Genomic DNA, 22,301 nt, shown 5'->3' on the forward strand with positions numbered 1-22,301 from the left:
TGGGCAGGGTCTGTTCTTGTGTCCACATGCCGGAAGTGATACCATGCTCAAAGCCACTCGGAACGGTGGCCGAGAGTTGTTTTTACAGATATTCCCCCTGGCGGTCCGTGTCCGTCCGCTTTGCCGCAGCGCCTTGCAGCGGCGGGGCCGTCCCGGTGCGTCCTCTATAGTGTCAGCGAAAGCTGTTTACCCAACTTCAAGGAGATTCCATGTCGGATCTGCGTACACCCCTCACGGCCTGGCACGAGGCGCACGGCGCAAAAATGGCCCCTTTTGCCGGGTGGCTCATGCCCATCCAGTATGAGGGCATCATTGTAGAACATCAGCACACCCGCCAGCATGCGGGGCTTTTTGACATCTGCCACATGGGCGAATTTCTTATCGCGGGTCCCGGCGCGGACGAAGCCCTGAGCAAGGCCGTCAGCCACAACCTGCAGACCCTCGCGCCCGGCAAGTGCCGCTACGGCTTTTTGCTTAACGAAAAGGGCGGCGTGCTGGACGACGGCATCATCTACCGCTTCGGCTCCGACTCCTTCATGGCCGTAGTCAACGCGGCCTGCGCCGCCAACGACTTTGCCGTGCTGCGCTCGCGCCTGCCCGAAAGCGTCAAGATGACCGACATCTCGGCCGATACGGGCAAGATTGACCTGCAAGGGCCGGAATCGCTGGATGTGCTTGAAAAACTGCTGGGCCAGAATTTTCACGATCTCGGCTACTTCGGCTTTCGCGAAACCACCTGGCAGGGCTCGCCCCTGCTTGTAAGCCGCACCGGCTACACCGGCGAGCTGGGTTACGAACTGTACATCGCCTCGTCTGAAACCGAGGCTTTCTGGAATGCCCTGCTGGCCGACGAACGCGTCAAGCCCGTGGGCCTGGGCGCGCGCGACACCCTGCGCCTTGAGGCCGGTCTGCCCCTGTACGGCCATGATCTGGACGAAAATCACAGCCCTGCCGAAGCCGGCATGGGACGCATGATGACCAGCACCGCCGAGTATGTGGGCCGCGAAGGCGCGCAGAAGATCGCCAGCGTGCTGGTGCCCCTGCGCATTGACGGCCGCCGCGCCGCCCGCCACGGCGACGTTGTGGCCGCCGCCGACGGCACGGAAGTAGGCCATGTTACCAGCGGTTCGTTTGCGCCCTCGCTGGGCTATGTCATTGCCTTTGCCTGGGTGGACGCCGCCCATGCCGGGGCGGAAAATTTTGTCGTACGCGCCGCCAGAACGGAGCTGCCCGCCGCGCGGGTTGAAGCGCCGTTTTATACCCAGGGCACTGCGCGCAAAAAGTTTGCCTGATACGGTCGTCGCTTTGTGCGGGTCACCATCCGCAGCTGGTCGGCGTAATTTTTATAACGATTGAACCCAATTTTTTCAGGAGTTTGCACATGGCTACCAATCCTGCCGATATTCTGTACAGCACCAGTCACGAATGGGCCCGCATTGAAGGCGATGAAGCCGTCATCGGCATCACCAGCTTTGCCCAGGAATCCCTTGGCGACATCACCTATGTGGAACTGCCCGCCGTGGGCGACCAGCTTTCTGAAGACAAGGAATTTGGCTCGGTGGAATCGGTCAAGGCGGCCAGCGATCTGATCTCGCCCGTGGCTGGCGAGGTGGTGGCCGTGAACGAAGCCCTGGAAAACACCCCCGAGCTCTGCAACAGCGATCCCTTTGGCGAGGGCTGGATTGTGCGCGTCAAACTGACCCACAAGCCCGGCGGCCTTATGGATGCGGCGGCTTACGAGGCGCATTGCGCCACCGAAAAACACTAGACAGGGCAACGCGGAGTTCCGGCCTTTTTGTCCCCTGCCTGTGTCTGGCTTGTTTGGTGCGGCGTTCATGTATGTTTGTATACACTTCGCGCCGCCCAAACGCGCCATCCTAGGCAGAAAACAAAAATTTCCGGAACTCCGCGTCACCCATGTATGATTTCTTTCGGGCTGACTGCGCTGCTGCAACATTCTGCACGGCAAACACAGTCTGAAATTTTTCTTTCGCCCCGGCTGGAGCCGCGTCGTACAACGACGGGCTCCAGCCGGAGTCCCTTTCACAGCGGCTGCCGCCGCTCAAGCGATATAACGCGTCCGGCGGCAAGGAGCTAATATGCCATACATTCCTCATACGCCGGAAGAGTTGCATGAAATGCTCTCCGTGGTTGGCGTGCGTTGTCTGGATGAGCTTTTTTCCGACATTCCATCCAGCATGCGCCCCAAAAGCTTTGATCTGCCCAAGGGGCAGGGCGAGGCCGCCGTCTGCGGGCATTTTGAAGAACTGGCAGCCAAAAACTGCCCCGGACACGTGTCTTTTTTGGGCGCGGGGTTTTACAACCACGACATACCCAAGGCTGTGGACGCCCTCTCTGGCCGCAGCGAATTTTATACCGCCTACACCCCCTATCAGGCCGAGTGCTCGCAGGGCACGCTGCAGGCCATCTTTGAGTTTCAGACGGCCGTCAGCCGCCTGATGGAGATGGATTGCGGCAACGCCTCCGTCTATGACGGCGGCACGGCGATTTTTGAAGCCGCCATGATGGCCGCGCGCTCGGCGCGGCGGCGTCTGCTAGTGGTGGACGAGGCCGTCAACCCCATCTGGCGCGCCATGCTCGCCTCGTACACCTCGAGCCTTGACCTCGAAATAAGGACAGTACCCCAGCACAACGGCTGCAGCGACATGGACGCCCTCATGGCCGCCGTCGACAACACCTGCGCCGCCGTTATTGTGCAGAATCCCAACTTTTTCGGCGCGGTGGCCGACTACACGGCCCTTTTTGCCAAGGCCCGCTCGGTCAAGGCCTTTGGCGTCATATCCGTGTATCCGGTCATGCAGTCTGTGCTCAAAACTCCCGGCGAAATGGGCGCTGACGTTGCCGTGGCGGAAGGCCAGAGCCTGGGCATGAACCTCTCGTTCGGCGGCCCCTACCTCGGCCTCATGACCTGCCGCAAGGAGCACATCCGCCAGTTCCCCGGCCGCATTGTGGGCCGCACCACCGATGTGGACGGCAAAACCGGCTATGTGCTCACCCTTCAGGCCCGCGAGCAGCACATCCGCCGCGCCAAGGCAACCTCAAACATCTGCTCCAACCAGGCCCTCTGCGCCCTGCGCTCGCTCATCCACATGAGCCTGCTGGGCCCCGAAGGCCTCACCCGCGTGGCGGAAAACAACATGGCCCTTGCCCGCTACGCCGTTGAGCGTCTTACCGCCCTCAAGGGGGTGGAGCTGCTCAACAGCGCCCCCTACGGGTCGGAAGTAGCCCTGCGCCTGCCCGTAAACGCTGCTGGCGTGGTCAAGGCCATGACGCCCAAGGGCGTTGTGCCCGGCTATCCGCTTGGTCGGCATTATCCCGGCATGGAAAACGTGCTGCTGCTCTCGTGCACCGAGGCCAACAGCCGCAGTCAGATAGACAAGCTGGCCGAAATCATGGGAGGTCTGCTGTGAAAACCATTTTCGCCAAATCCGTACCCGGGCGTACTGCGTACTGCCTGAACAGCGAGGCCCCCAAGGCTTCGGCCATGCTGCCCGCAGGGCTTCTGCGTAAAAGCGCCCCCCGTCTGCCCGAATGCTCCGAGCTTGACGTGGTGCGCCATTTTACCCAGCTCTCGCAACTCAATTACAGCGTGGACGCCAATTTTTATCCCCTTGGCTCCTGCACCATGAAGTACAACCCCAAGTTTATGGAATACGTGGCGTCGCTGCCGGGCTTTACCCGGCTGCATCCCATGATGGCCCAGCTTGAGGGCGGCGCCGATTGCGCGCAGGGCGCGTTGCAGTGCCTGTACGAAGCCGAAAACCTCCTCTGCGAACTCACCGGCATGAAGGCCTTTACCTTCCAGCCCATGGCCGGAGCCAACGGCGAATTCACCGGGGTCAAGCTCATTGCCGCCTACCATGCGGCCAAGGGCCGCCATCGCAAAAAGATGCTCATTCCCGACGCGGCCCACGGCACCAACCCCGCCTCAGCCGCTCTTGCCGGGTTTGATGCCGTCAACATCGAGTCGCGCGACGGCATGGTCGACCCCGAAGCCATAGTGGCCGCCATCGCCGAACACGGCGAAGACGTGGCGGGCCTCATGATGACCTGCCCCAACACCCTGGGCCTCATGGAAGTGCATCTGCCCCGCATCGTGGCCGAGCTGCGCAAGGTCGACGCCCTGCTGTACTACGACGGCGCCAACATGAACGCCATCATGGGCAAGATGCGCATGGGCGATGCGGGCTTTGACGTGGTGCACCTCAATGTGCACAAGACGCTGGCCACGCCTCACGGCGGCGGCGGCCCCGGCGCTGGCCCCGTGGGCGTTACCGACCGCCTGTTGCCCTTCCTGCCCGTTCCGCGCGTGGGCAAGCACCCCGACGGACGGTTTTTCCTCGACTACAATCTGCCGCAGACCATCGGGCACATCGGTCCCTTCTACGGCAGCTTTGGCGTGGTTATCAAAGCCCTGGCCTACATGCTGCGCCTCGGCGGCGAGGGGCTTGCCCGCGCCGCCGAATACGCCGTGCTCAACGCCAACTACCTCAAGAAAAAGCTTGAGAACGTGCTCGATATCCCCTTCAAGGACCGCTTCTGCGCGCACGAATTCGTGGCCTCCGCACCTCAGGGCCTGCGCGCCCTGGATATCGCCAAGGGCCTGCTGCAGCGCGGCATCCACGCGCCGACCATCTACTTTCCGCTCATCGTGCACGAGTGCCTTATGGCCGAACCCACCGAAACGGAAAGTAAGCAAACCCTGGACGAATATATTGAAGCCCTTCAGGAAGTTATCCTTACCGGCAAGGCCGACCCGCAGGCCCTGCAGGATATGCCCACCAATCTGCCGGTGCGCCGCCTGGATGAAACCGCTGCTGCGCGTCAGATGGTGCTGACCGAAGATATGGGGTAAAAATGCTTGGGGGCGGGAAGCTTTTTGAAAAAAGCTCCCCGCCCCCAAACCCCCACCCCGCAAAAACTTTTATTACAGGCCCCGGCTGATGCCGGGGCCTGTCTTTTGATTGCTGCTTGCGGCAAAGGCGGGGGGCATTTTCTGTCGTTTTTTTTATATTGTGACTTCAATATGTTAAGCGACAGAATAAGCAGACTTTATTCAGTCATGATCTGGTGAGAACATACGAGTGAGGAAAATTCGTTCGTCATCAGAAGCGTGGCGTGGCGTCGCCTTCCTTAAACTCGCCGAGCAACGCGGAGGTGTTGGGCGAATTTTTATGGCCTGACAAGGAAAAATCCAGCTTTTAAGCACAGCGTACTCGTGTACGTGAGCAATAAAAACTGGATTTTGACGCCGTCAGTCCCAAAAAGCCGGGTTTGTGTAAATCAGTCTGACAGGCGCATCTATCCCAAGAGATATGCAGCTGTAATCTTAGGCCATCTCTTCCACCACGCCAGCAGCCAGCACATGTCCATCCGCATCATACACCGCTGCCACCTGACCGGGAGCCGTGGGAAACTGCGGTTCATCCAGCACTATGCGCAGGCGGTCGCCTTCAACCTGCACACAGGCAGGGCAGGGGCGCTGCCTGTGACGCAGGCGCACAAGCAGCTTCGCAGGCCATAGCTGCTGGGGCAGGGCGATGTTGGCCGCTCCGGTAAGGCAGGTGCGTATGCCGAGCAAGGCGCGGGCCCCCACCACAAGAGTATTGGCTGCGCTGTCCTTGGCAAGCACAAAAAGCGGCTCCGTGTGGGCAATGCCAAGACCCTTGCGCTGCCCCTCTGTGTAACGCCACAGCCCCTTGTGCCGGGCGATTTCGCGCTGGTTGCCCTGAGCGTCGCGCAGCAGCACCGGCCCCGGCCCCGGCGCTTTCGTGCCCGCCGCCTGCCAGTGCCGTTCAAGAAAAGGCCTGTACGCTTCGGCGGCGGACATCCCCGGCTGGGCTACGGGCGGGGCAAAGCAGATGTCCTGACTCTCCGACGGCAGGGGCACAATCAGCCCTGCGGCGGCCACAATGGCGCGGGTCTGCTCCTTGGTTTGTCCGTAAAGCGGAAAAATGGCCCGGGCAAGCCGCTGACGCGGTACAAGACTGAGAAAATAGCTCTGATCCTTGGCCGCGTCTGCCGCCGCTGCAAGCAGGGGCGGGTAGTTGGCGTCGCCAGCGTCTGAGGAAGCGCTCGGGGGCGCATCCGGGCCGGGAACAAGGCGGGCGTAATGCCCGGTAGCCAGCTTGGCCGCACCCAGGGCAAGAGCCGCATCAAGCAGAACGCCAAACTTGATGGCCCGGTTGCAGTAGGCGCAGGGATTGGGCGTGCGGCCCTGGGCATAGGCGGCGGCAAAGGGCGTGAGTACCTCGCGCTCAAACTCGGCGCGCAGATCGACCACGTGCAGGGGTACATCCAGCTCGGCGCAGGCCTCGGCCAGGCCCGCAGGAGCGTCATTGGCTCCGTCGGGCAAAAAAAGACCGTGCAGGGCCATAACGTTAAAGCCTGCCTTGCGCAGCATGACCATGGCGCAAAGGCTGTCCACGCCGCCGCTCACGGCCACGGCTACAGTGGTTGAAGAGGGAGTGTACGTGTTCATATCTGGTCGGGCGGTTGTAATGGATGCCGTGTTGCGGCCGGTACGCGGGTATCGCGGAGGTGCGGAGAGAAGTCTGGCAGACAGGGAGCCTCGTGTCAAAAGCCTCCCTGCCTGCCGCAAAAGCGGAATTACAGAATCTGGTTCAGGAACTGGCGCAGGCGGGGATGCCGGGGAGCGGTAAAGAGGGTTTCGGGCTTGCCCATCTCCACTATCTGGCCCTGGTCCATAAAGATGAGGCGGTCGGCCACCGTGCGCGCGAAGCCCATTTCGTGGGTAACGCAGACCATGGTCATGCCTTCTTCGGCCAGCTTTACCATAACGTCCAGCACTTCGCCGACCATTTCGGGGTCGAGAGCCGAGGTGGGCTCGTCAAACAGCATGATTGAAGGCTGCATGGCCAGGGCGCGGGCAATGGCCACGCGCTGTTGCTGCCCGCCCGAAAGCATGGCCGGGTACATGTTGGCCTTGTCGCTGATGCCCACTTTTTTCAGCAGCGTCAGAGCGCGGGAGTCGGCCTCTTCACGCGAGAGCTTGCGCAGGTGGCGCGGGGCGAGGGTAAGGTTGTCCAGCACCGACTTGTGCGGAAACAGGTTGAACTGCTGAAAAACCATGCCCAGGTTCTGACGCATCTCGTTGATGTTGTTCTCGTCGCTCTGGATGTCCTGACCCTGAACTATGATGCTGCCCTGGTCTATCTGCTCCAGCCTGTTGATGGAGCGCAGCAGCGTGGACTTGCCGGACCCGGAGGGGCCGATGATGACCACGCGTTCGCCGGGCGCAATCTCCAGACACACATCCTGCAGGGCAGGCAGCGAACCAAAGTACTTCCAGACGTGATTGATGGCGATAATGGGAGCGGAGCTATTTTCCGTCATAGTAGTTCAGCCTGGATTCCATGATGCTCACGGCCTTGGAGAGCACGAGAGTGATGATGAGGTAAAGAATAGCCACCATGGTGTAGGTTTCAAAATACAGGTAGGTGGTTCCCACAAAGCTGCGTGCGCGCTGCATGATGTCCGGCACGGCCATGATGGACACAAGCGAGGTGTCCTTGAGCATGGCTATGCATTCGTTGCCAACAGGCGGCAGAATGGTGCGCATGGCTTGGGGCAGCACCACAAGGCGCATGGTCTGATAGCTGTTGAAGCCCAGCGAGCGCGCGGCTTCCGTCTGCCCTTTGTTGATGGCGGTGATGCCTGCGCGAAAAACTTCGCCCATGTACGCGCCGTAGCAAAAACTGATGGCCACAACCGCCGAGGTTACGCCGCTGACCTGCACAAAACGCGAAAGCGCGTAGTAGATATAAAATATCTGCACAAGCAGGGGTATGCCGCGTATGACTTCCACATAGGTGGACGCCAACAGGTTGATCAGGCGGTTGCTTGAAATCCGGCCAAGACCAGTAAGCAGGCCCAGCGGCACAGCGCAGCAGATGGAAAGCAGGGTGATTCTGAATGTGATCAGCACACCATCCGGCAGGTAAAGCAAAATGCGCAGGTAGGGCTCGGGCCAAAGCGTACAAAGGGCAAACAGGGTTCCGAGCGCACCCACCAGAGCGATCGACCAGGCATTGATCAGGCGCCATTCGCGCGGGTCGGGGATGGACGCTCCATCCGTGACCATAATGATGTTGCCTTTGCTTCCATCTTTTTTATCGTGCATCGCAGTCCTTCATGACAACGCGTTTGAGGCTGGCGGCATTGCTGCCGGCCTGTGGGCCGGGCGTGCGCATGTCGCCCACTGGTGCGGGCAAGGCCGTTTGCGGTGCGGCTGTTGCCCTGGTTTACGCTCACGGCTTCCCGGCGGTGCGCCCGGAAGCCGTGAGCAGCAAAATGCCAAAAAACAAATTACTTGGAGGCGCCCATCCACTTTTGCAGCAGCTGAGCTTCCACGCCGGAAGCCTTGACTTCCTTGATGCCCTTGTTCAGCTTTTCCACCAGGTCCTTGCGGTCCTTGCGCACGGTAAAGCCGTAGAATTCCTTTTCGTCGGTCTTGAAAGAAATATTGAGCTTGCCGGCGGTGTCGGCCTTCTTGTTTACATAGTACAGCGCAACCGGGTCGTCGCAGATGACGGCGTCAAGGCGGCCGCCCAGCATGTCCTGAATAGCCAGGCCCACGTCGTCGTATTCCTTGAGGTCAACGGCAACGCCAGCCTTGCGGATGACAAACACGCCGGTGGTGCCGATCTGGCCGCCCACCTTTTTGCCCTTGAGGTCGGCAAGGGTCTTGATGGCCTTGCCCGTGGGCAGCACAACGGCCTGGGCTACTTCATAATAAGGGTCGGAGAAGTCAAACTGCTTCTGGCGTTCTTCGGTAATGGTGGTGGCGGAGGCCACAATATCGTACTGGCCGGTGGCCACGCCGCCGAAGATGCCGTCCCAGGCGATGTTGCGCACATCGACCTCAAAACCGGCTGCCTTGGCAACGGCCTTGATGAAGTCCACATCAAAACCTTCAGGCTGCTTGTTGGCGTCCAGCATTTCCATGGGGGGCCAGGTGCAGTCTGTGGCCACAACAAATTTTTCCGCAGCCATAGCCTGGCTGCACAGCAGGGAGACGGCAACCAGGGCCAGCATCAAGCGACGAATCATGTCCACTCCTTAAAATACGGCGGGGCGCTCAGGACAATGCCCGAACGCCCCGCGAAAACGGAACGTTAGTTATTTACCAAGCCATTTTTCAGCAATCTTGCGGTCTTCGCCAGAAGCCTTCACAGCGGCAATGCCCTTGTTCAGCTTTTCCACCAGGTCCTTGCGGCCCTTGCGAACGGTGAAGCCATAGTATTCCTTTTCGTCGGCCTTGAACGAGATGTTCAGCTTGCCGGCGGTGTCAGGCTTTTTGTTGACATAGTACATGGCAACGGGGTCGTCGCAGATAACGGCGTCAAGACGGCCGCCCACGAGGTCCTGGATGGCCAGACCTACATCGTCGTATTCCTTGATGTCGGAGCCAGCATTGGCCTTGCGCATAACAAAAATACCGGTGGTGCCGATCTGGCCGCCCACCTTTTTGCCCTTGAGGTCGGCCAGGGTCTTGATGCTCTTGCCAGCGGGCAGCACCACGGCCTGAACCACTTCATAGTAAGGAGCGGAGAAATCAAACTGCTTTTCGCGTTCGGGGGTGATGGTCACCGAGGAGGCCACTATGTCGTACTGGCCGGTGGCCACGCCGCCAAAGATGCCGTCCCACGCGATGTTGCGCACTTCTACCTCAAAGCCGGCGGCTTTGCCCATGGCGCGGAGGTAGTCGGTGGAGAAGCCTTCGGGCTGCTTGTTGGCGTCAAGCATTTCCATGGGGGGCCAGGTGCAGTCGCTGGCCACAATGAACTTTTCGGCGGCAGCCGCCGGCCCGCAGAGCAGGGCGAGGGTGAGCAGGGCAAGAGTTACACGGCGAAACATAGGACCTCCTAACCAGGTTTTTATTATTCAGGCCCGCCGCTGTTGCGTCATGGGGGACGCTACGCAGCACCCGCCTCCGAATTCACTGAAAACGGCGGCATGGTGCGTCGGTCCGTGATTCGCCGGAAAGCGCGGTGTGCACCAGTAGAGCGGGCTACCAACCAGAAAAGAGCGTCTCACTTTTTAGCGTCGGCGGCTCCCGGCGTCAAGCGCTTCTGGCCGTTGCAGCGACAGTTTGCAGGTATTTACCACGCATTGCCCGGCGCGGGGCCGTCCTCTTCGTCATCCACGTTGCCCTCGGGCGCGTGCGGGGCCAGCTGGGGCGTGTGCGGGGCCATCTGGGGCGCGCGGGGCACGGGCGGCACGGGCGGCTGGATTGCGGTAGGCATCACCGGGGGAACGGGCTGGTCGTCCACATCGTCGGCGCGCTCATCGCGCAGGGCCTGCTGCAAAAACCAGTCTTCGCGGATGCGCCACGAGGCCGCCGCCGTGTACGCGGGCGACGAATAGCCCACCGAGAGCACCAGCGTGCGCCGGGCGTGCTCCTGCAGGCGGATGAGCAGGGGGGTGAAATCGGCGTCGCCGGAAAGGATGATGAACTCGTCAAAATGCGTGGAATGCGAGAGGTCGTCCATGCAGTCCATAACGAGGTGGATATCGGTGCTCGTTTTGCCGCGCGTTGTCAGCGGGGGGCAGTCAACCACCTGAAAGGCGCTGCGGATAAAGGGGTTGCGGTATTCCTGATAACGCTGGGGGTTCAGATAGCACATGCGTTTGAGAATGCGGCGGCGTACGCCCTCGCCGTAAAGAATGCGCAGCGCGTGGTTTTCAATCCAGCGCACCCAGCGGTACGGCACGGAGCCAAAAGCGCGTGCCGCCTCAGGGTCAATTTCAAGAAAACGTGTGTAGATATTGTCAAAATCAACGTAAAGCGCACTGAATACTTCGTCAAAACCGGTAAATCTTGCCATATGTACCTCAAGGGTGAAATAATTTATCTGAAAAGTATATTTTGCCTGTTCCACTAATGCAAGGAATTTACCGCCACTTGAATTTATGCCCGCCAACGGATACATCTTGCGCCGTAGTCTACACCCAACCAGAGGCGACACGTACAGTGCAAAATATACTTGCCGAGGCAAAAAATCAGTGGCAGAAGGCGCGGCAGAGTCTGCTTGAGGCGGAGCGCAATCCGTCAGGCGCGCCGTGGGACAGATGGCTGTTCTGGTCGTTCTGGCTTTCGCTGGCGACCTTTCCTGTCGGCTATGGCGCACGCGAAGTCTTGCCTGTTGTCTGCTTCATATTCCTTTTATTTTACTATCGATACAACTGGTCAAAAAGCGTACTGCGCAGGCTTGATGCACGCCCGCTTTTTTACTGCCTGTGGGCCATGATCGCTATTGGGGTTGTCTTTTCAGAGCATGTCTGGGTTTCTGTGCTGCACGCGGGCACAGGCATCAACAAGGGTTTTATCCTGCCATTTATCGCCATGGAGTGCGTGCACGGCGAAAAAGACCTGCGACGCCTTGTGTGGGCCTGCGTTCTGGCCTGTTTTTGGGAGGGGCTCGACGGTCTGCACCAGGCGCTTACCGGTGCGGATTTTATCTTTGGCTACGCCTGCAACGCCGGTCGCCTCACCGGCAGCCTCGGCGACTACACGGTGGGCAATTACATAGCGCTGGCGCTGATTCCCGCTTTTGCCCTGTGGTTTGTGTTGCGCCGCGCGTTGTCCCCTCTGGTTTCGGGGCTGTTGTGTTTTGCACTGCTGTGGCCCGCATTTTTTCTGCTGATCGGGGCGGCCAGCCGCAGCGGGGCGCTGGCCGTGGCCGCGGCCTTTGGCTTGTGGATACTGCTGCGCGGCGGGCGTGGCCGCTGGAAATTTGCCGTCATGTCGCTGGTCATCCTGCTGGGCGTGCTTGTGCTGCAAGGGCGCGCGGGGGTCGGCGCTGTGGAGCGCGATGGCCGCTGGAGCTTGTGGGATCTCGCCTGGCGCGTCTTTTGCGAGCATCCCTGGCTGGGAGCTGGCGCGGGGCGGTACAATGAGGCCTTTCGCGCTTTGGGGCTCACCCCCGAAAAAGACCTTATCACCATCAGTCATCCGCACAATCTTTATCTGGATATGCTTTATGCCCACGGTATTATTGGTTTTACACTGGGCATGATTTTTTTGCTGGGCTTTGTCTGGTGGGGATACCGGCGCATCCGCCCCCGCCTGCTGGCTGAGATGGCGGGCAAAAGCCCCAGTATCTACTGGCGCATGACGGCCTGGTTCTGGATCGGCTTTGGCGGCTGGCTGGTAAACGGCATATTTGGGCATGACTTTTACCGCATATGGTGGCTGGCCCTTGCCATGAGCCACCTTGGCGTCATGATCGGCGCGGTGGTAAACGGCCTCGGGGCCGCCCCGGACGATTTGGCTGCGCAGGCCCGTCGAGACGAGGCTTCTGCCGTGGAGTCTTCCACCCCGTAACCTGCCTGTCCCATAAGATAAAAAAACGGTTCCACGCGCCACCCGCACGGAACCGTTTTTTTATCTGGTCAACCAGTTGCTACTGGTCGGTAAAGTCCTCGGCGCTGGCCTGCTGCCCGCCGTGGGCGCGCAACATCTCCATGGCCTGCTCCTTGGTGAGCACGCGGCCCACGCAGCGCGAATGCTGGCGCTTGTTTTCGGGGCAATAGCCCATCTGCACGCAGCTCGGGCCAGCACCGGCAAAGAGATCGGGCGCGGCCTTGCGGCAGAGGCGCAGCATCTGCCATGCCAGATGGCGTATCTCGTGCTGGGCGTTGCGGCAGCAGCGGATGGCAAACCAGTCGAGCAGGGCGTGGGCGTTCATGCCGATGATGGCCTTGAATTCCGTAGCCTGCGGTTTCAGGTAGCGCAGGTCTTCTTCGGGCAGGCCCGCATTGAGACCTGCATCGTACCACTGGTGCGAAATTTCGGCCAGGTCGTGCCCGCTCAGGCTGGCGACATGCCCGTCGGGCAGGGTCACCTGCGCGGCAAATTGCGCCACGCTGCGCGGATACACCACAGAGTAGCTGCGCTTGCCGTTCAGCTCGGCCCGGCCAGACTTGATCAGATACGAGGCCAGGCGCTTGCGCACCAGCTGGGTTTCGGTAACGCGCGAGTATCCCTCGACGCCAAAAAGAAAAAAGTCGAATTCAAGCGCCGCCCTGTGGCCGGAATCGAGAATGTTCTGCACGATCTGGCGCGAGTAGGGCGAGGCCGCAATTTCTTCGAGACTGCGCTCGCTGCGCACAAAGCGGGCGGCAATATCCGTATAGATTTTTCCGCCACCTGCCAGCAGCACTACTTTGCCGTTGCCGGTGAATTTTTCGTCAAGCATGGTACTCCGCCTGTTTTATTGAGAGGCGACTATAGGGCAAAGCGGCTTTGCGGGCAAGGCGGGCGCAACGGGCTGGCGACCTGGCATGGCTGGCTAAAATGCGCGGCCTGCGCGGGTTTTTGGCCGGCGTCTTGACATGGGACAGGCAAAGCGACAGAGTTACAGAGTTTTTTTACGCAGCAGGCAGAGCAGGCTGCGGACCCAGCAGAACCCCAGCATCACCAAGGAGATAGCATGAGCCAGCATTCCGCCCCTTACGGCAAACCCGACAGCAACGGCTTTTTTGGGGCCTACGGCGGGCAGTTTGTACCAGAGCCTCTCAAGGCTCGTCTGGACGAAGTGGCCGAAGCCATGAAGGCCGCCGAGGCAGACCCCTCCTTTCAGAAAGAACTGGATTATCTGTGCTCGCACTACACAGGGCGTCCCAACCCCGTGTTCCACTGCGCCAACCTGAGCCGCAGCCTTGGCGGCGCGCAGATATGGCTCAAGCGCGAAGACCTCAACCACCTGGGCGCGCACAAGATCAACAATACCCTTGGGCAGTGCCTGCTGGCCAAGCGCATGGGCAAAAAGCGCGTTATTGCCGAAACCGGCGCGGGGCAGCACGGCGTGGCCACAGCCGCCACGGCGGCCCTGATGGGGCTTGAGTGCACCATCTGCATGGGCGAGGTGGATATGGAGCGTCAGCACCTCAACGTGATCCGTATGGAGATGCTGGGCTCGCGCGTTGTGGCCGCCAAATTCGGCCAGCGCACCCTCAAGGAAGCCGTGGACGAAGCCCTGGGCATGTGGATTGAAGACCCGGAGATGTTCTACGTGCTGGGCTCCGCCGTGGGGCCGCACCCCTACCCGTATATGGTGCGCGTATTTCAGTCTGTGGTGGGGCGCGAGGCCCGCGCCCAGATGCTGGCGGAAACGGGGCGTCTGCCCAGCGCCTGCCTGGCCTGCGTGGGCGGCGGCTCCAACGCCATCGGCCTGTTTGCGGGTTTTCTTGACGATGCCGGCGTGCGCCTGCTGGGCGTGGAGCCCGGCGGTCGCGGCAACAGCTACGGCCAGCACGCGGCTTCGCTGTGCCTGGGCGAACCCGGCGTCATGCACGGCTTTAATTCTTACATGATCAAAGACCCTGCGGGCGAGGCGGGCGAGGTGTACTCCATCTCCGCCGGGCTGGATTACCCCTCGGTGGGGCCGGAACACGCCCTGCTCAAGGATATGGGCCGCGCCGAATACGTCAGCGTGACCGACAGGGAAGCTCTGGACGCGTTTTTTGCACTTTCGCGCCACGAGGGCATCATCCCGGCTCTGGAATCGTCGCACGCGGTGGCCCACGCCATGAAGATGGCCCCCGCCATGCCCAGGGACGCCATGCTGCTGGTGAACCTCTCCGGCCGTGGCGACAAGGACGTGGCGCAGGTTGCCGAAATGATGCAGAAATGGCAGATATAGGGCCGTTGGCCCTGCCCGGAAATGTCTGCGTAACCTGACCGGTTTTGGTCGGGATATGCCGGATGTCCGGCTGCTGCGCGGCGGGCGTGGCGTGCGCCCGCATGGGCGCAAGGTGTTTTGCATAAGAGCGCGGGGGGTGAGAGCCCTGGGGCTTTCTCCCCCGCATTGTCCTTTTTCCCCAATCGGCCATGCAGAAGCCAGAACCTTCCAGCATTCCCCTCACGCCCGGCGTGTACCTGTACAAGGACGCCAAGGGGCGCATCATCTACGTGGGCAAGGCGCGCGTGCTGCGCCGCCGCGTGCTCTCGTACTTTCGCCCCGAGGGGCTGCCCGCCAAGACGCGGGCCATGCTCTCGCACGCCGAAAGTATCGAATATCTGACCACCACCACCGAAAAAGAAGCCCTGCTGCTCGAAGCCAGCTGCATCAAAAAGCACCGGCCCCACTACAATATCGTGCTGCGCGACGACAAGCAGTACGTGCTCTTTCGCATCAACCCCAAACATCCTTTTCCCCGGCTGGAAATTGTGCGCCAGGCCCGGCGCGACGGAGCACGTTACTTTGGCCCCTTTACCTCGGCGCTTGCCGCGCGCGAAACCTGGAAGCTCATCCACAGGGCCTTTGCCCTGCGCCGCTGCACCGACAGGGCCATGAAAAACCGCGTGCGGCCCTGCCTGTACCATTTTATGGGCCAGTGCCCCGCGCCCTGCATGGGCATTGTCACCTCGCAGGAATACAACGAAAACGTGCGCAAGGTTACGGAACTGCTGCAGGGGCGCTCGGCCGAACTGCTGGGCGGGCTGCGGGCAGCCATGGAGCAGGCGTCTGAAGAGCTGGAATTTGAAAAGGCGGCCAGTCTGCGCGACCAGATACGCGCGGTGGAAAGCACCGTGGAGCGGCAGGCGGCAGTGCTGCCCGGCGGCGGCGACATGGATGCCGTGGGGCTGTTTGCCGCAGACAGGGGGTTGGCCCTGGGGCTGCTGTTCGTGCGCAACGGGGCGGTAACGGATGGTCGCGCCTTTTACTGGTCGGGGCTGACCTTTGAGGATGCGCCGGAACTTTTGTGGTCGTTTATGGGGCAGTATTACAGCCAGGCCACGCCGCCCCCGCGCGTATTGCTGCCGTGGATTCCCGCTGACCAGGACGATGCGGCGGGAGAGGACGGCGAGCAGGCCTCAGGCGGCGCTGCCGACGCCAGCGGCGTTTCGACCCGCGACACGCTGGAGCAGACCCTGGCCGACCGTCGGGGCGGGGCCGTGCGCATCGTGCCGCCGCAAAACGCGGGCGACAATCAGCTCATTGACCTTGCGCAGTCCAATGCGCGCGAGGAGGCCCGCAGGCAGGAGCAGAAGCCGGAGCAGAATATACTGGAGCGTCTGGCAAAAGCCCTGCACCTGCCGGGGCCGCCCATGCGCATTGAATGCGTGGACGTGTCCCACACCGGAGGGCAGCAGACCCGCGTGGGCATGGTGGTTTTTGAGGACGGCAAGCCGGAGCGCTCGCAGTACCGCGCCTACGCCATGCCCGACAGCGGCGACGACTACGCCACACTGTACGCCTGGGTGGCGCGCAGGCTTGAGAGCGGGCCTCCGTGGCCCGATCTGCTGCTTATCGACGGCGGGCGCGGGCAGTTGGGCACTGTGCAGCGGGCGCTGCGCGAGGCGGGCAACGAAGACCTGTTTGCCCTTGCCGCCATTGCCAAGGCCAGAGACGAGGAGGGCCACGCCGACCGCCGCGCGGGCAATGTGGCCGACAGAATTTTTGTGCCCAACAGGGCCAACCCCTTGCCGCTGCGCGAGGGCGGGCCGGAGCTGCTGTTTTTGCAGAACGTGCGCGACAATACCCACCGCTTTGCCATCGGGCGTCACCGCAGGGCGCGTCAGGGCGCGGCCCTGTCGGGAGAGCTTATGCGTCTGCCGGGCATAGGCCCGGCCACGGCGCGTCTGCTGTGGGACCATTTTGGCAGCGTTGAGGCCATGCGGGCCGCCGGGGTGGACGACCTGTGTAAAATTCCGGGCATAGGTCCGGCCAAGGCCGCCCTGCTGCGCGAAAAACTGCGCGGCCTGAGCTGAGCGCTGCAGCGCAAGGCGCATTTTGTCCATAAAAAAAGCCCCGCGAGGGGCTTTTTTGTCGCAACAACCGGGGGATCCTGCACAGCCGTTTCGGGGCTATTTGCCCCAGAGCAAAATCAGGGGATGGGCGGGCAGCAGTTCGTCCAGGGGAATGTCCACTTTTTGCGCGCCCGCCATGCCGGGGGCAACCTGATAGGGCTGAAAATTGATGCGTATGCCCGAGGGGATCAGGGTCAGGCTGGCAAAGTTTTCGGGCACGGGGTTAAGGCCCGTGCGCAGGTACTGCTCATGCCGCATGCCGCCAAGACGCGGGGTCAGCTCCTTGCGCGACCATGAGGACATAATGGCCAGAGCCGCGTCAGGGTCTTCAAAAATATCCACAAGTCCCAGGCGCTGGCCTGTCAGCAGGCTGTAGTTCAGGGTTATGACGTCCAGGTTGCCCTGCGCCCCGCCCGTGTATGTCCAGACCTCAAAGGTAATGCTCAGCGCCTTGTCCGAAGGGTGGCTGAGAGCGTACGAACACCACAGCTCCGGCCTCGGGCGGTTTTCGTCCGGGTACAGCCCCGGCGAAGCAAATGTCTCTTCAAAGGCGTCGGCAATGCCGGTGGCCCAGTTGCGGATGTTGGCGTCAATGGCCCGTATGCCCACCGAGGGGTAGCTCAGGTTGATGTCCGGCTTGTCCCCACGGTTGGCGCGCACGATCTGGTGCTCAATGATGCCGGGGCGGCGCGAACCAGAGATGATGGCTGCGGCGGTATCCTGGCCGGTTTTGCCCCGACCTGGGGTTTCGTCCTGGGCATCGCCCACGCCTTCGCCCAAGCTTACTTTCTTGATTGCATCCTGGGTCGGGCTGGTCTGATCTGTAGGGTTCTGTACCGTTGCCCCCTGAGCCGGGCTTGCGGCGATTTCGCGCGCCGGAGGCGTGCCCGCCATGTTGGCGCGCGGCGCGGGTTCTCCCCGTTGTTCCCCGCCTGTGGCCGCACCGGCGGTCTCAGCCTGACCGGCGCTGGCGGCACGGGGCAGGGCGGACGCGTCCCCTGATGGGGGCGCAATGTCCCCGTTGCTCTGGACGGCGGTTTCAGCCTTCAGTGGTCCCGCGGTCTGCATTTCAGGCAGACGGGCGGCAAGGGCGGTCTGCACGAGACACAGCAGGGTCAAAAGTAAAAAAGATACAAGGCTGGGCATAGCTATCCAGTGCTGCGGCCATACAGGCAGGCCGACGGGGTTTTGCGGCAAAGCCCGCATGCGAGCCGCAGGGCAGGGCATGCGGGCGACAAATACAACAGTGTTAAACCTTGAACCCTTCGCGCAGACGCAGCAGACCCCGCCAGTTGCGGAGCAGCAGCGCCGCCGCCAACACCAGATACACCTGCGCAAAAAAGTAGTGCAGGCGCAGCGGGTCGTGGGCAAGTCCCAGCAGGGCCTCCAACTGGGCGTCATACAGGGGCGAAAGCAGCTGGGCTGCAAAAAGGACGAGCAGCCACACCGCCTCGCGCACCTGCAGGCGCAAATCCACCAGCAGGGCCACGGCAAACAGGGATTGCCCGGCCGTCAGTAGTATTTCCTGAAACTGGTGGGTGTCAAGGTTTATAGAGGGAGAAAGCGAACCAAATGACGCGGCGTAGACGCCGGGGATCATGCCCACGAGCAGGGTCCACTGGTTGAGCTTGGACGAAAGCAGGCTGCCCAGGGCCAGAGAGGCGTTGCCGCGCGAGGCGAACATGAGCGCAATGATGAATTCGGGCGACTCGGAGGCAATGGGCGCGAGCCATTGCACCAGCAAAAACTCGTTGATGCCAAGCAGCTTGCCGCTGGCCACCAGACTTTCGCTGAAGGGTTCGGCATTGCACAGGATGACCAGTGCCGAAAAAATAAAAATGAGCACCACGCTGCGCAGCCGTACTTTTTTGGCAAATTGCGCCAGCAGGGCTGCGGGGCCTTCGGGTTCTTCTTCCTCCACCGGTCTGCGCGCGATGATGCAGATGTACCAGATGTAGATGCCCAGCAGGGCCACGCCGTCAATCCACGTCAACGAACCCTTGAGCGGGATGAATAGCGCATAAAGAGTCGCCAGACCAAGAAAAAGCACGTCAGTACGCTTGTCGTCGGGCAGTGAAACCCCGGTATGGAACCTGCCCGCAAACACCAGCACGATGGCCGACCAGCCCACGCCGATCAGCAGCCGGTTTGCGCCTGTCATGTTGGCGATGGCGTAATGGGAGTACGCGCTCTCTGGGTGCTGCCCCGCCATCCAGGTAAAGTACATGTCCACGGCGTATTCGGGCAGCACGGCGATAAATGCCACCACTGCCACCGCCACTGCCTGGGGAATGTCCATCTGGGCCACTTCGCACGCCCAGGTGAGCAAAAACGACGCGCCAAGTATGGCCATGCCCGAGAGCAGGGCCACAACCAGCGGTGAAATGTCGGGATGAATAAAACGCAGGCAAAGGCCGGGCAGGGTCAGGCCAACGGCAATGATGTAGGGGCGCAAAGCACGGACTGTCATATGCTCTCCTTAAAAAAATAAAAAAAAGACCCTGGCGTTAACGCCAAGGTCTCACTAATCGGCGGAACCGACGGCGACACCAGGTCAATGACCATGCTGTTGATGTCGCCCGGGTTTCATGAACCCAGTTACTCCCCTTGAAAATCAAATATAGGCTCCAGCAGCGCGGCTGTCAATATCGCCGCCGGGCGATAACCGCTCCCGTGGCCGGTTTTACGGTTGTTTGCATAATGTCGCGGCGGCGGCACTTGCCAGCACTGTGGGCTGCGGCTAAAGTAACCGGGAATCGTGCGCCGGTTTTACCGGCCAGCCTAGGAGTTTTGTGTGAATATTACCTGTCCGCGTTGCGGCTTTAGCCGCGAATTGCCCGCCGATCGTGCGCCTTCCAAGGCCGTTATTGCTACCTGCCCCCATTGCGCCTGCCGGTTTCGCCTTGTACCCGGCACGGGAGTAACCGATGTTCTGAGCGAGCCGGAAGAACCCGTCGACAGCGGGGCGCACGGCAACGACGCTGCGCAGCCCTCGGGGACGGCCCATGCCGGGCCGGATCGCCTGGAGCAGCCCGAACCGCCTCAGGGCAGCTGGCATGACGGCGGCGACGACCCCCTGCCTCCCGGAGCCATTGTGCCCGGCAGCCAGGCGAGCCGCTCCCCATCTGACAGCGAGCCGCGCCGTGAGGCCGCTTCAGGCGACCGGCGGCAGCCATCTGGCAAAAATGCGCCAGACGAGGGCGAAGAACAAAAAAACTTTGGCAACCTTTGGGGGCTGCTGGGCGGAAAAAATATTTTTGGGCAACTCGGCGGGCAGGACGATGACCGCGCGGGCGGCCGTGCGGATGAGCGCCCTGACGAACGCGACGACCAAAGGCCTCAGGACGGCAAGTCCCGGCGCGGCCTGTTTGGCGACGATGCCGGACAAGGCGACGACAACCGCGCCGCCAGCGAGGCCTACGCACGCGAGGCAGCCAGGTATGACGACAACCCCGCCGACGAAAACTCCGGCCCGGCCAACCCTTGGGAGACCGCGCCCGAGCCGGACGGCTGGATCTCCGCCTTTTATCATACCTGCATGCGGGTCATGTTTGGCGCACACAATTTTTTTGAGCACATGCGGGCTGATTCTTCTCAGGTGCGGCCCCTGGTGTTTTATCTGGTCATCAGCGTTATTCAGGTGGTCATTGAAAGGGTGTGGTCGGGCATTTTTCTTTCGCTCATGTCGCCCAGCGCCGCCTCTGACCCAGAGCTGGAAAAAATGCTCATTCTGCTTTCGCCCCAGCTCAGCCTGCCCATGACCATACTGCTCAAAACGGGCGTTTCGGTGGTGCAGCTGTATGTGCTGACCGCGCTGATGCATTTTACCTACGGGTTTATTTCGGGCAGGCGGTCCGAGTTCTCCCTGGTGTTTCAGGTGGCGGCCTATGCAGCCGCGCCTTCGCTGCTATGCGTTGTGCCGCTTTTGGGTTCCATTGTGGGCTTTATCTGGATGATCGCCTGCGTGCTTGTGGGCTGTCGCACGGTTCTCAACCTTACGTGGCCTCAGGCGCTTATGGGCTTTGCCCCTGTGGCGCTGCTGCTTGCGCCGCTGCTCTTGCAGGTGATGAAGGCCGCCCAATTCTGAGGATTGCCATGCCCCGCTTTTGGCGAAGGATTGCGCAGTTCTGGCACGAATTTCGCAACCGTCGTAAATATGGCGCAGCCATCAGGCCCGACAGCATCCGTGCCCAGGCAGAAGACCTTGGGCATCTGGCAGAGCTGGCCGGTCGCAGCGGTGCGCTGGCGGAAGCGGAATCGCGCCATCTGGCGCAGCTAGGGCGGGAAATGCGCAGCCTTGCGCTCATGACCCGACAGACCTCGTTTTGCAGCATCCCGGCGGATAAACGCCGCAATCTGTACGAAAGTCTGGCGCAGGCCAGGGCAACGCTGCTCGATTCCATGCAAAAGGCAAGTCTGGCCTCGGAGAAAACTCAATGATTCTTCACAATGTTCGGGCAGACAATGCCTGGGGCCTGCGCACATGCAGGCGAGGGGCATTGATGGCGGCGCTGGCGGTGGTGATGCTTTTGGGCGGCTGCTCCGCCCCGACGGACGACAGCAACAGAACCGTCAACGTCACCGGTGATTTTGGCACGCCTTTTCAGGTGCAGATAAACAACTTTGTGCGCCGTCAGCCGCCAGCCGTATATGTGGCCCCCCAGACCGTGCTGGGGCGCAGGCCGCGCGCCCTGTTTGTGCCGTTGCGGGCCACCCAGCAGATCGCCAATCCCGTGAGCTTTAGCGAAATGCTCTCGCGGCAGGTCTGGCAGGTCTGGTTGTCGCTCAACGCCTTTCAGACGCTGGAGTACGCCCCCCAGGGGGCGCCGTACGAACCCTCGCGCGCCATTGCGCTTGCACGCCAGCGCGGGGCCGAGATGGTCGTGGGCGGTTACATCAACCATTATATGGACGGCGGCAGCGGCGGCTCAAGCTCTCTTTCGCTGGCCATGGAAGTGTACGACGCCCGCTCGGGCACCTTGCTGTGGTCAATGGCCCAGGGCGGGCTTATGGAAGCGCGTCAGGTGCACGATTTTTATCTTTTCTCCATCCGCGAGCGTAACCCCGGCGATCCTTCGGGCTTCATCGCCCGCTCGCTGGCCTGGGACATGGGGCGGGAGGTTCTGGCCTGGGTTGACCCCTCCTCCAGGGAAAAATCCTTTTTTGACACCGTCTTTGGCAGCAAGGCTTTTTAGGACGCCTGCCCGTCGGCTTAACGCCTGCCCGGCCTGCTCTCGCAAGCCGCTTGCAGGGACAGCCTGAAGTAGAATGCCCGTTTTGGCCGAGGTTGTGCTTTTTGTAGCAACATGGCTAAGGCGGGCATTTTGTTATATCTTACGGTGCAGTGCGCGTCTGGCCGTAGTCCCGGCCGCAGTCCTGGCCACTGTCCTGGCCGGGCATGGAGCCGGGGCGGGATACCCCTTTTTTTGACGTGCTGTAAGCGAAGAAAAAGCCCTGTTTGACGAAGCCCTTGCCACAGGATAAGTAGCAAGAAATACTA

19 protein-coding genes are annotated in these 22,301 nt (G+C 61.3%); 10 read left to right on the forward strand and 9 right to left on the reverse strand.

Translation table 11 applies throughout. From position 1 onward, the window contains the following. Positions 1-209 precede the first annotated feature (209 nt). From gcvT to gcvPB, 4 genes are all read left to right on the forward strand, one after another. A complete protein-coding gene (gene gcvT, locus DDIC_RS03305; RefSeq protein WP_136399132.1) occupies positions 210-1,292 on the forward strand; it encodes a glycine cleavage system aminomethyltransferase GcvT in 1,083 nt (360 codons plus the stop codon). An 89-nt stretch (positions 1,293-1,381) separates the two neighbouring features. Then, positions 1,382-1,768, forward strand: coding sequence for a glycine cleavage system protein GcvH (gene gcvH, locus DDIC_RS03310; protein ID WP_136399133.1), 387 nt, complete (start codon positions 1,382-1,384; stop codon positions 1,766-1,768). Between the two features lie 331 nt (positions 1,769-2,099). Continuing rightward, positions 2,100-3,431, forward strand: coding sequence for an aminomethyl-transferring glycine dehydrogenase subunit GcvPA (gcvPA, locus tag DDIC_RS03315; protein WP_136399134.1), 1,332 nt, complete (start codon positions 2,100-2,102; stop codon positions 3,429-3,431). Then, the gene (gene gcvPB, locus DDIC_RS03320; RefSeq protein WP_136399135.1) at positions 3,428-4,876 is read left to right on the forward strand and encodes an aminomethyl-transferring glycine dehydrogenase subunit GcvPB; all 1,449 of its coding nucleotides are present in this window, start codon (positions 3,428-3,430) and stop codon (positions 4,874-4,876) included. Before gcvPA ends, gcvPB begins: the two co-directional genes overlap by 4 nt. Before the next feature lie 474 nt (positions 4,877-5,350). On the opposite strand, the gene DDIC_RS03325 is transcribed toward gcvPB, so the two are convergent. The 6 genes from DDIC_RS03325 to DDIC_RS03350 all read right to left on the reverse strand — a co-directional run bounded on the left by DDIC_RS03325 (position 5,351) and on the right by DDIC_RS03350 (position 10,871). Further along, on the reverse strand, positions 5,351-6,502 hold the full coding sequence (locus tag DDIC_RS03325; protein ID WP_136399136.1) for a tRNA-specific 2-thiouridylase: 1,152 nt from the start codon (positions 6,500-6,502) through the stop codon (positions 5,351-5,353). A 128-nt stretch (positions 6,503-6,630) separates the two neighbouring features. Next, entirely contained in the window at positions 6,631-7,377 is a 747-nt protein-coding gene (locus DDIC_RS03330) for an amino acid ABC transporter ATP-binding protein (protein WP_136399137.1), read from the reverse strand. Continuing rightward, on the reverse strand, positions 7,364-8,164 hold the full coding sequence (locus DDIC_RS03335; RefSeq protein WP_136399138.1) for an amino acid ABC transporter permease: 801 nt from the start codon (positions 8,162-8,164) through the stop codon (positions 7,364-7,366). Before DDIC_RS03335 ends, DDIC_RS03330 begins: the two co-directional genes overlap by 14 nt. A 185-nt stretch (positions 8,165-8,349) precedes the next feature. Continuing rightward, on the reverse strand, positions 8,350-9,093 hold the full coding sequence (locus DDIC_RS03340) for a basic amino acid ABC transporter substrate-binding protein (protein WP_136399139.1): 744 nt from the start codon (positions 9,091-9,093) through the stop codon (positions 8,350-8,352). Positions 9,094-9,162: 69 nt separating this feature from the next. Then, on the reverse strand, positions 9,163-9,900 hold the full coding sequence (locus DDIC_RS03345; protein WP_136399140.1) for a basic amino acid ABC transporter substrate-binding protein: 738 nt from the start codon (positions 9,898-9,900) through the stop codon (positions 9,163-9,165). 245 nt (positions 9,901-10,145) lie between these two features. After that, positions 10,146-10,871: an NYN domain-containing protein gene (locus DDIC_RS03350; RefSeq protein ID WP_136399141.1), complete on the reverse strand. Its 726-nt coding sequence runs from the start codon at positions 10,869-10,871 to the stop codon at positions 10,146-10,148. Between the two features lie 146 nt (positions 10,872-11,017). Between DDIC_RS03350 and DDIC_RS03355 the strand changes: the two genes are divergently transcribed. Continuing rightward, positions 11,018-12,370, forward strand: a complete 1,353-nt coding sequence (locus DDIC_RS03355; protein WP_247647537.1) for an O-antigen ligase family protein — start codon at positions 11,018-11,020, stop codon at positions 12,368-12,370. A 79-nt stretch (positions 12,371-12,449) separates the two neighbouring features. On the opposite strand, the gene thyX is transcribed toward DDIC_RS03355, so the two are convergent. Then, the gene (gene thyX / locus DDIC_RS03360) at positions 12,450-13,244 is read right to left on the reverse strand and encodes an FAD-dependent thymidylate synthase (RefSeq protein WP_136399143.1); all 795 of its coding nucleotides are present in this window, start codon (positions 13,242-13,244) and stop codon (positions 12,450-12,452) included. 234 nt (positions 13,245-13,478) lie between these two features. On the opposite strand from thyX, the gene trpB reads away from it, so the two are divergent. Both trpB and uvrC read left to right on the forward strand, forming a co-directional pair. Beyond that, positions 13,479-14,690, forward strand: coding sequence for a tryptophan synthase subunit beta (gene trpB, locus DDIC_RS03365; RefSeq protein WP_136399144.1), 1,212 nt, complete (start codon positions 13,479-13,481; stop codon positions 14,688-14,690). Positions 14,691-14,878: 188 nt separating this feature from the next. Continuing rightward, positions 14,879-16,762, forward strand: coding sequence for an excinuclease ABC subunit UvrC (uvrC, locus tag DDIC_RS03370; protein ID WP_136399145.1), 1,884 nt, complete (start codon positions 14,879-14,881; stop codon positions 16,760-16,762). Positions 16,763-16,858: 96 nt separating this feature from the next. Here uvrC and DDIC_RS03375 read toward each other — a convergent pair whose 3' ends face one another. Both DDIC_RS03375 and DDIC_RS03380 read right to left on the reverse strand, forming a co-directional pair. Beyond that, the gene (locus DDIC_RS03375; RefSeq protein ID WP_247647538.1) at positions 16,859-17,947 is read right to left on the reverse strand and encodes a DUF3298 and DUF4163 domain-containing protein; all 1,089 of its coding nucleotides are present in this window, start codon (positions 17,945-17,947) and stop codon (positions 16,859-16,861) included. Positions 17,948-18,050: 103 nt separating this feature from the next. Next, positions 18,051-19,271 carry a sodium:calcium antiporter gene (locus DDIC_RS03380; protein ID WP_136399146.1) on the reverse strand — a complete coding sequence of 407 codons (1,221 nt, stop codon included), beginning with the start codon at positions 19,269-19,271 and terminating at the stop codon, positions 18,051-18,053. Positions 19,272-19,595: 324 nt separating this feature from the next. On the opposite strand from DDIC_RS03380, the gene DDIC_RS03385 reads away from it, so the two are divergent. Genes DDIC_RS03385 through DDIC_RS03395 form a run of 3 tightly spaced genes read left to right on the forward strand, consistent with a single transcriptional unit; the run spans position 19,596 to position 21,996 of the window. After that, positions 19,596-20,888, forward strand: coding sequence for a YIP1 family protein (locus DDIC_RS03385; protein WP_136399147.1), 1,293 nt, complete (start codon positions 19,596-19,598; stop codon positions 20,886-20,888). A gap of 8 nt (positions 20,889-20,896) precedes the next feature. Beyond that, complete coding sequence (locus DDIC_RS03390) at positions 20,897-21,241, forward strand: hypothetical protein (protein WP_136399148.1); 345 nt, start codon at positions 20,897-20,899, stop codon at positions 21,239-21,241. Then, positions 21,238-21,996: a hypothetical protein gene (locus tag DDIC_RS03395; protein ID WP_247647539.1), complete on the forward strand. Its 759-nt coding sequence runs from the start codon at positions 21,238-21,240 to the stop codon at positions 21,994-21,996. Before DDIC_RS03390 ends, DDIC_RS03395 begins: the two co-directional genes overlap by 4 nt. Positions 21,997-22,301: the final 305 nt, after the last annotated feature.

Source organism: Desulfovibrio desulfuricans, assembly GCF_004801255.1.
In the GTDB taxonomy this organism is placed as follows: domain Bacteria; phylum Desulfobacterota; class Desulfovibrionia; order Desulfovibrionales; family Desulfovibrionaceae; genus Desulfovibrio; species Desulfovibrio desulfuricans_C.

Coding starts and splice junctions, on each gene's coding strand:
- DDIC_RS03380 (WP_136399146.1), bottom strand. CDS start 19,271: ATGACAGTCCGTGCTTTGCGCCCCTACATCATTGCCGTTGGCCTGACC.
- DDIC_RS03395 (WP_247647539.1), top strand. CDS start 21,238: ATGATTCTTCACAATGTTCGGGCAGACAATGCCTGGGGCCTGCGCACA.
- DDIC_RS03390 (WP_136399148.1), top strand. CDS start 20,897: ATGCCCCGCTTTTGGCGAAGGATTGCGCAGTTCTGGCACGAATTTCGC.
- DDIC_RS03345 (WP_136399140.1), bottom strand. CDS start 9,900: ATGTTTCGCCGTGTAACTCTTGCCCTGCTCACCCTCGCCCTGCTCTGC.
- DDIC_RS03375 (WP_247647538.1), bottom strand. CDS start 17,947: ATGCCCAGCCTTGTATCTTTTTTACTTTTGACCCTGCTGTGTCTCGTG.
- gcvH (WP_136399133.1), top strand. CDS start 1,382: ATGGCTACCAATCCTGCCGATATTCTGTACAGCACCAGTCACGAATGG.
- DDIC_RS03340 (WP_136399139.1), bottom strand. CDS start 9,093: ATGATTCGTCGCTTGATGCTGGCCCTGGTTGCCGTCTCCCTGCTGTGC.
- trpB (WP_136399144.1), top strand. CDS start 13,479: ATGAGCCAGCATTCCGCCCCTTACGGCAAACCCGACAGCAACGGCTTT.
- gcvT (WP_136399132.1), top strand. CDS start 210: ATGTCGGATCTGCGTACACCCCTCACGGCCTGGCACGAGGCGCACGGC.
- thyX (WP_136399143.1), bottom strand. CDS start 13,244: ATGCTTGACGAAAAATTCACCGGCAACGGCAAAGTAGTGCTGCTGGCA.
- DDIC_RS03330 (WP_136399137.1), bottom strand. CDS start 7,377: ATGACGGAAAATAGCTCCGCTCCCATTATCGCCATCAATCACGTCTGG.
- DDIC_RS03335 (WP_136399138.1), bottom strand. CDS start 8,164: ATGCACGATAAAAAAGATGGAAGCAAAGGCAACATCATTATGGTCACG.
- uvrC (WP_136399145.1), top strand. CDS start 14,879: ATGCAGAAGCCAGAACCTTCCAGCATTCCCCTCACGCCCGGCGTGTAC.
- DDIC_RS03350 (WP_136399141.1), bottom strand. CDS start 10,871: ATGGCAAGATTTACCGGTTTTGACGAAGTATTCAGTGCGCTTTACGTT.
- gcvPA (WP_136399134.1), top strand. CDS start 2,100: ATGCCATACATTCCTCATACGCCGGAAGAGTTGCATGAAATGCTCTCC.
- DDIC_RS03325 (WP_136399136.1), bottom strand. CDS start 6,502: ATGAACACGTACACTCCCTCTTCAACCACTGTAGCCGTGGCCGTGAGC.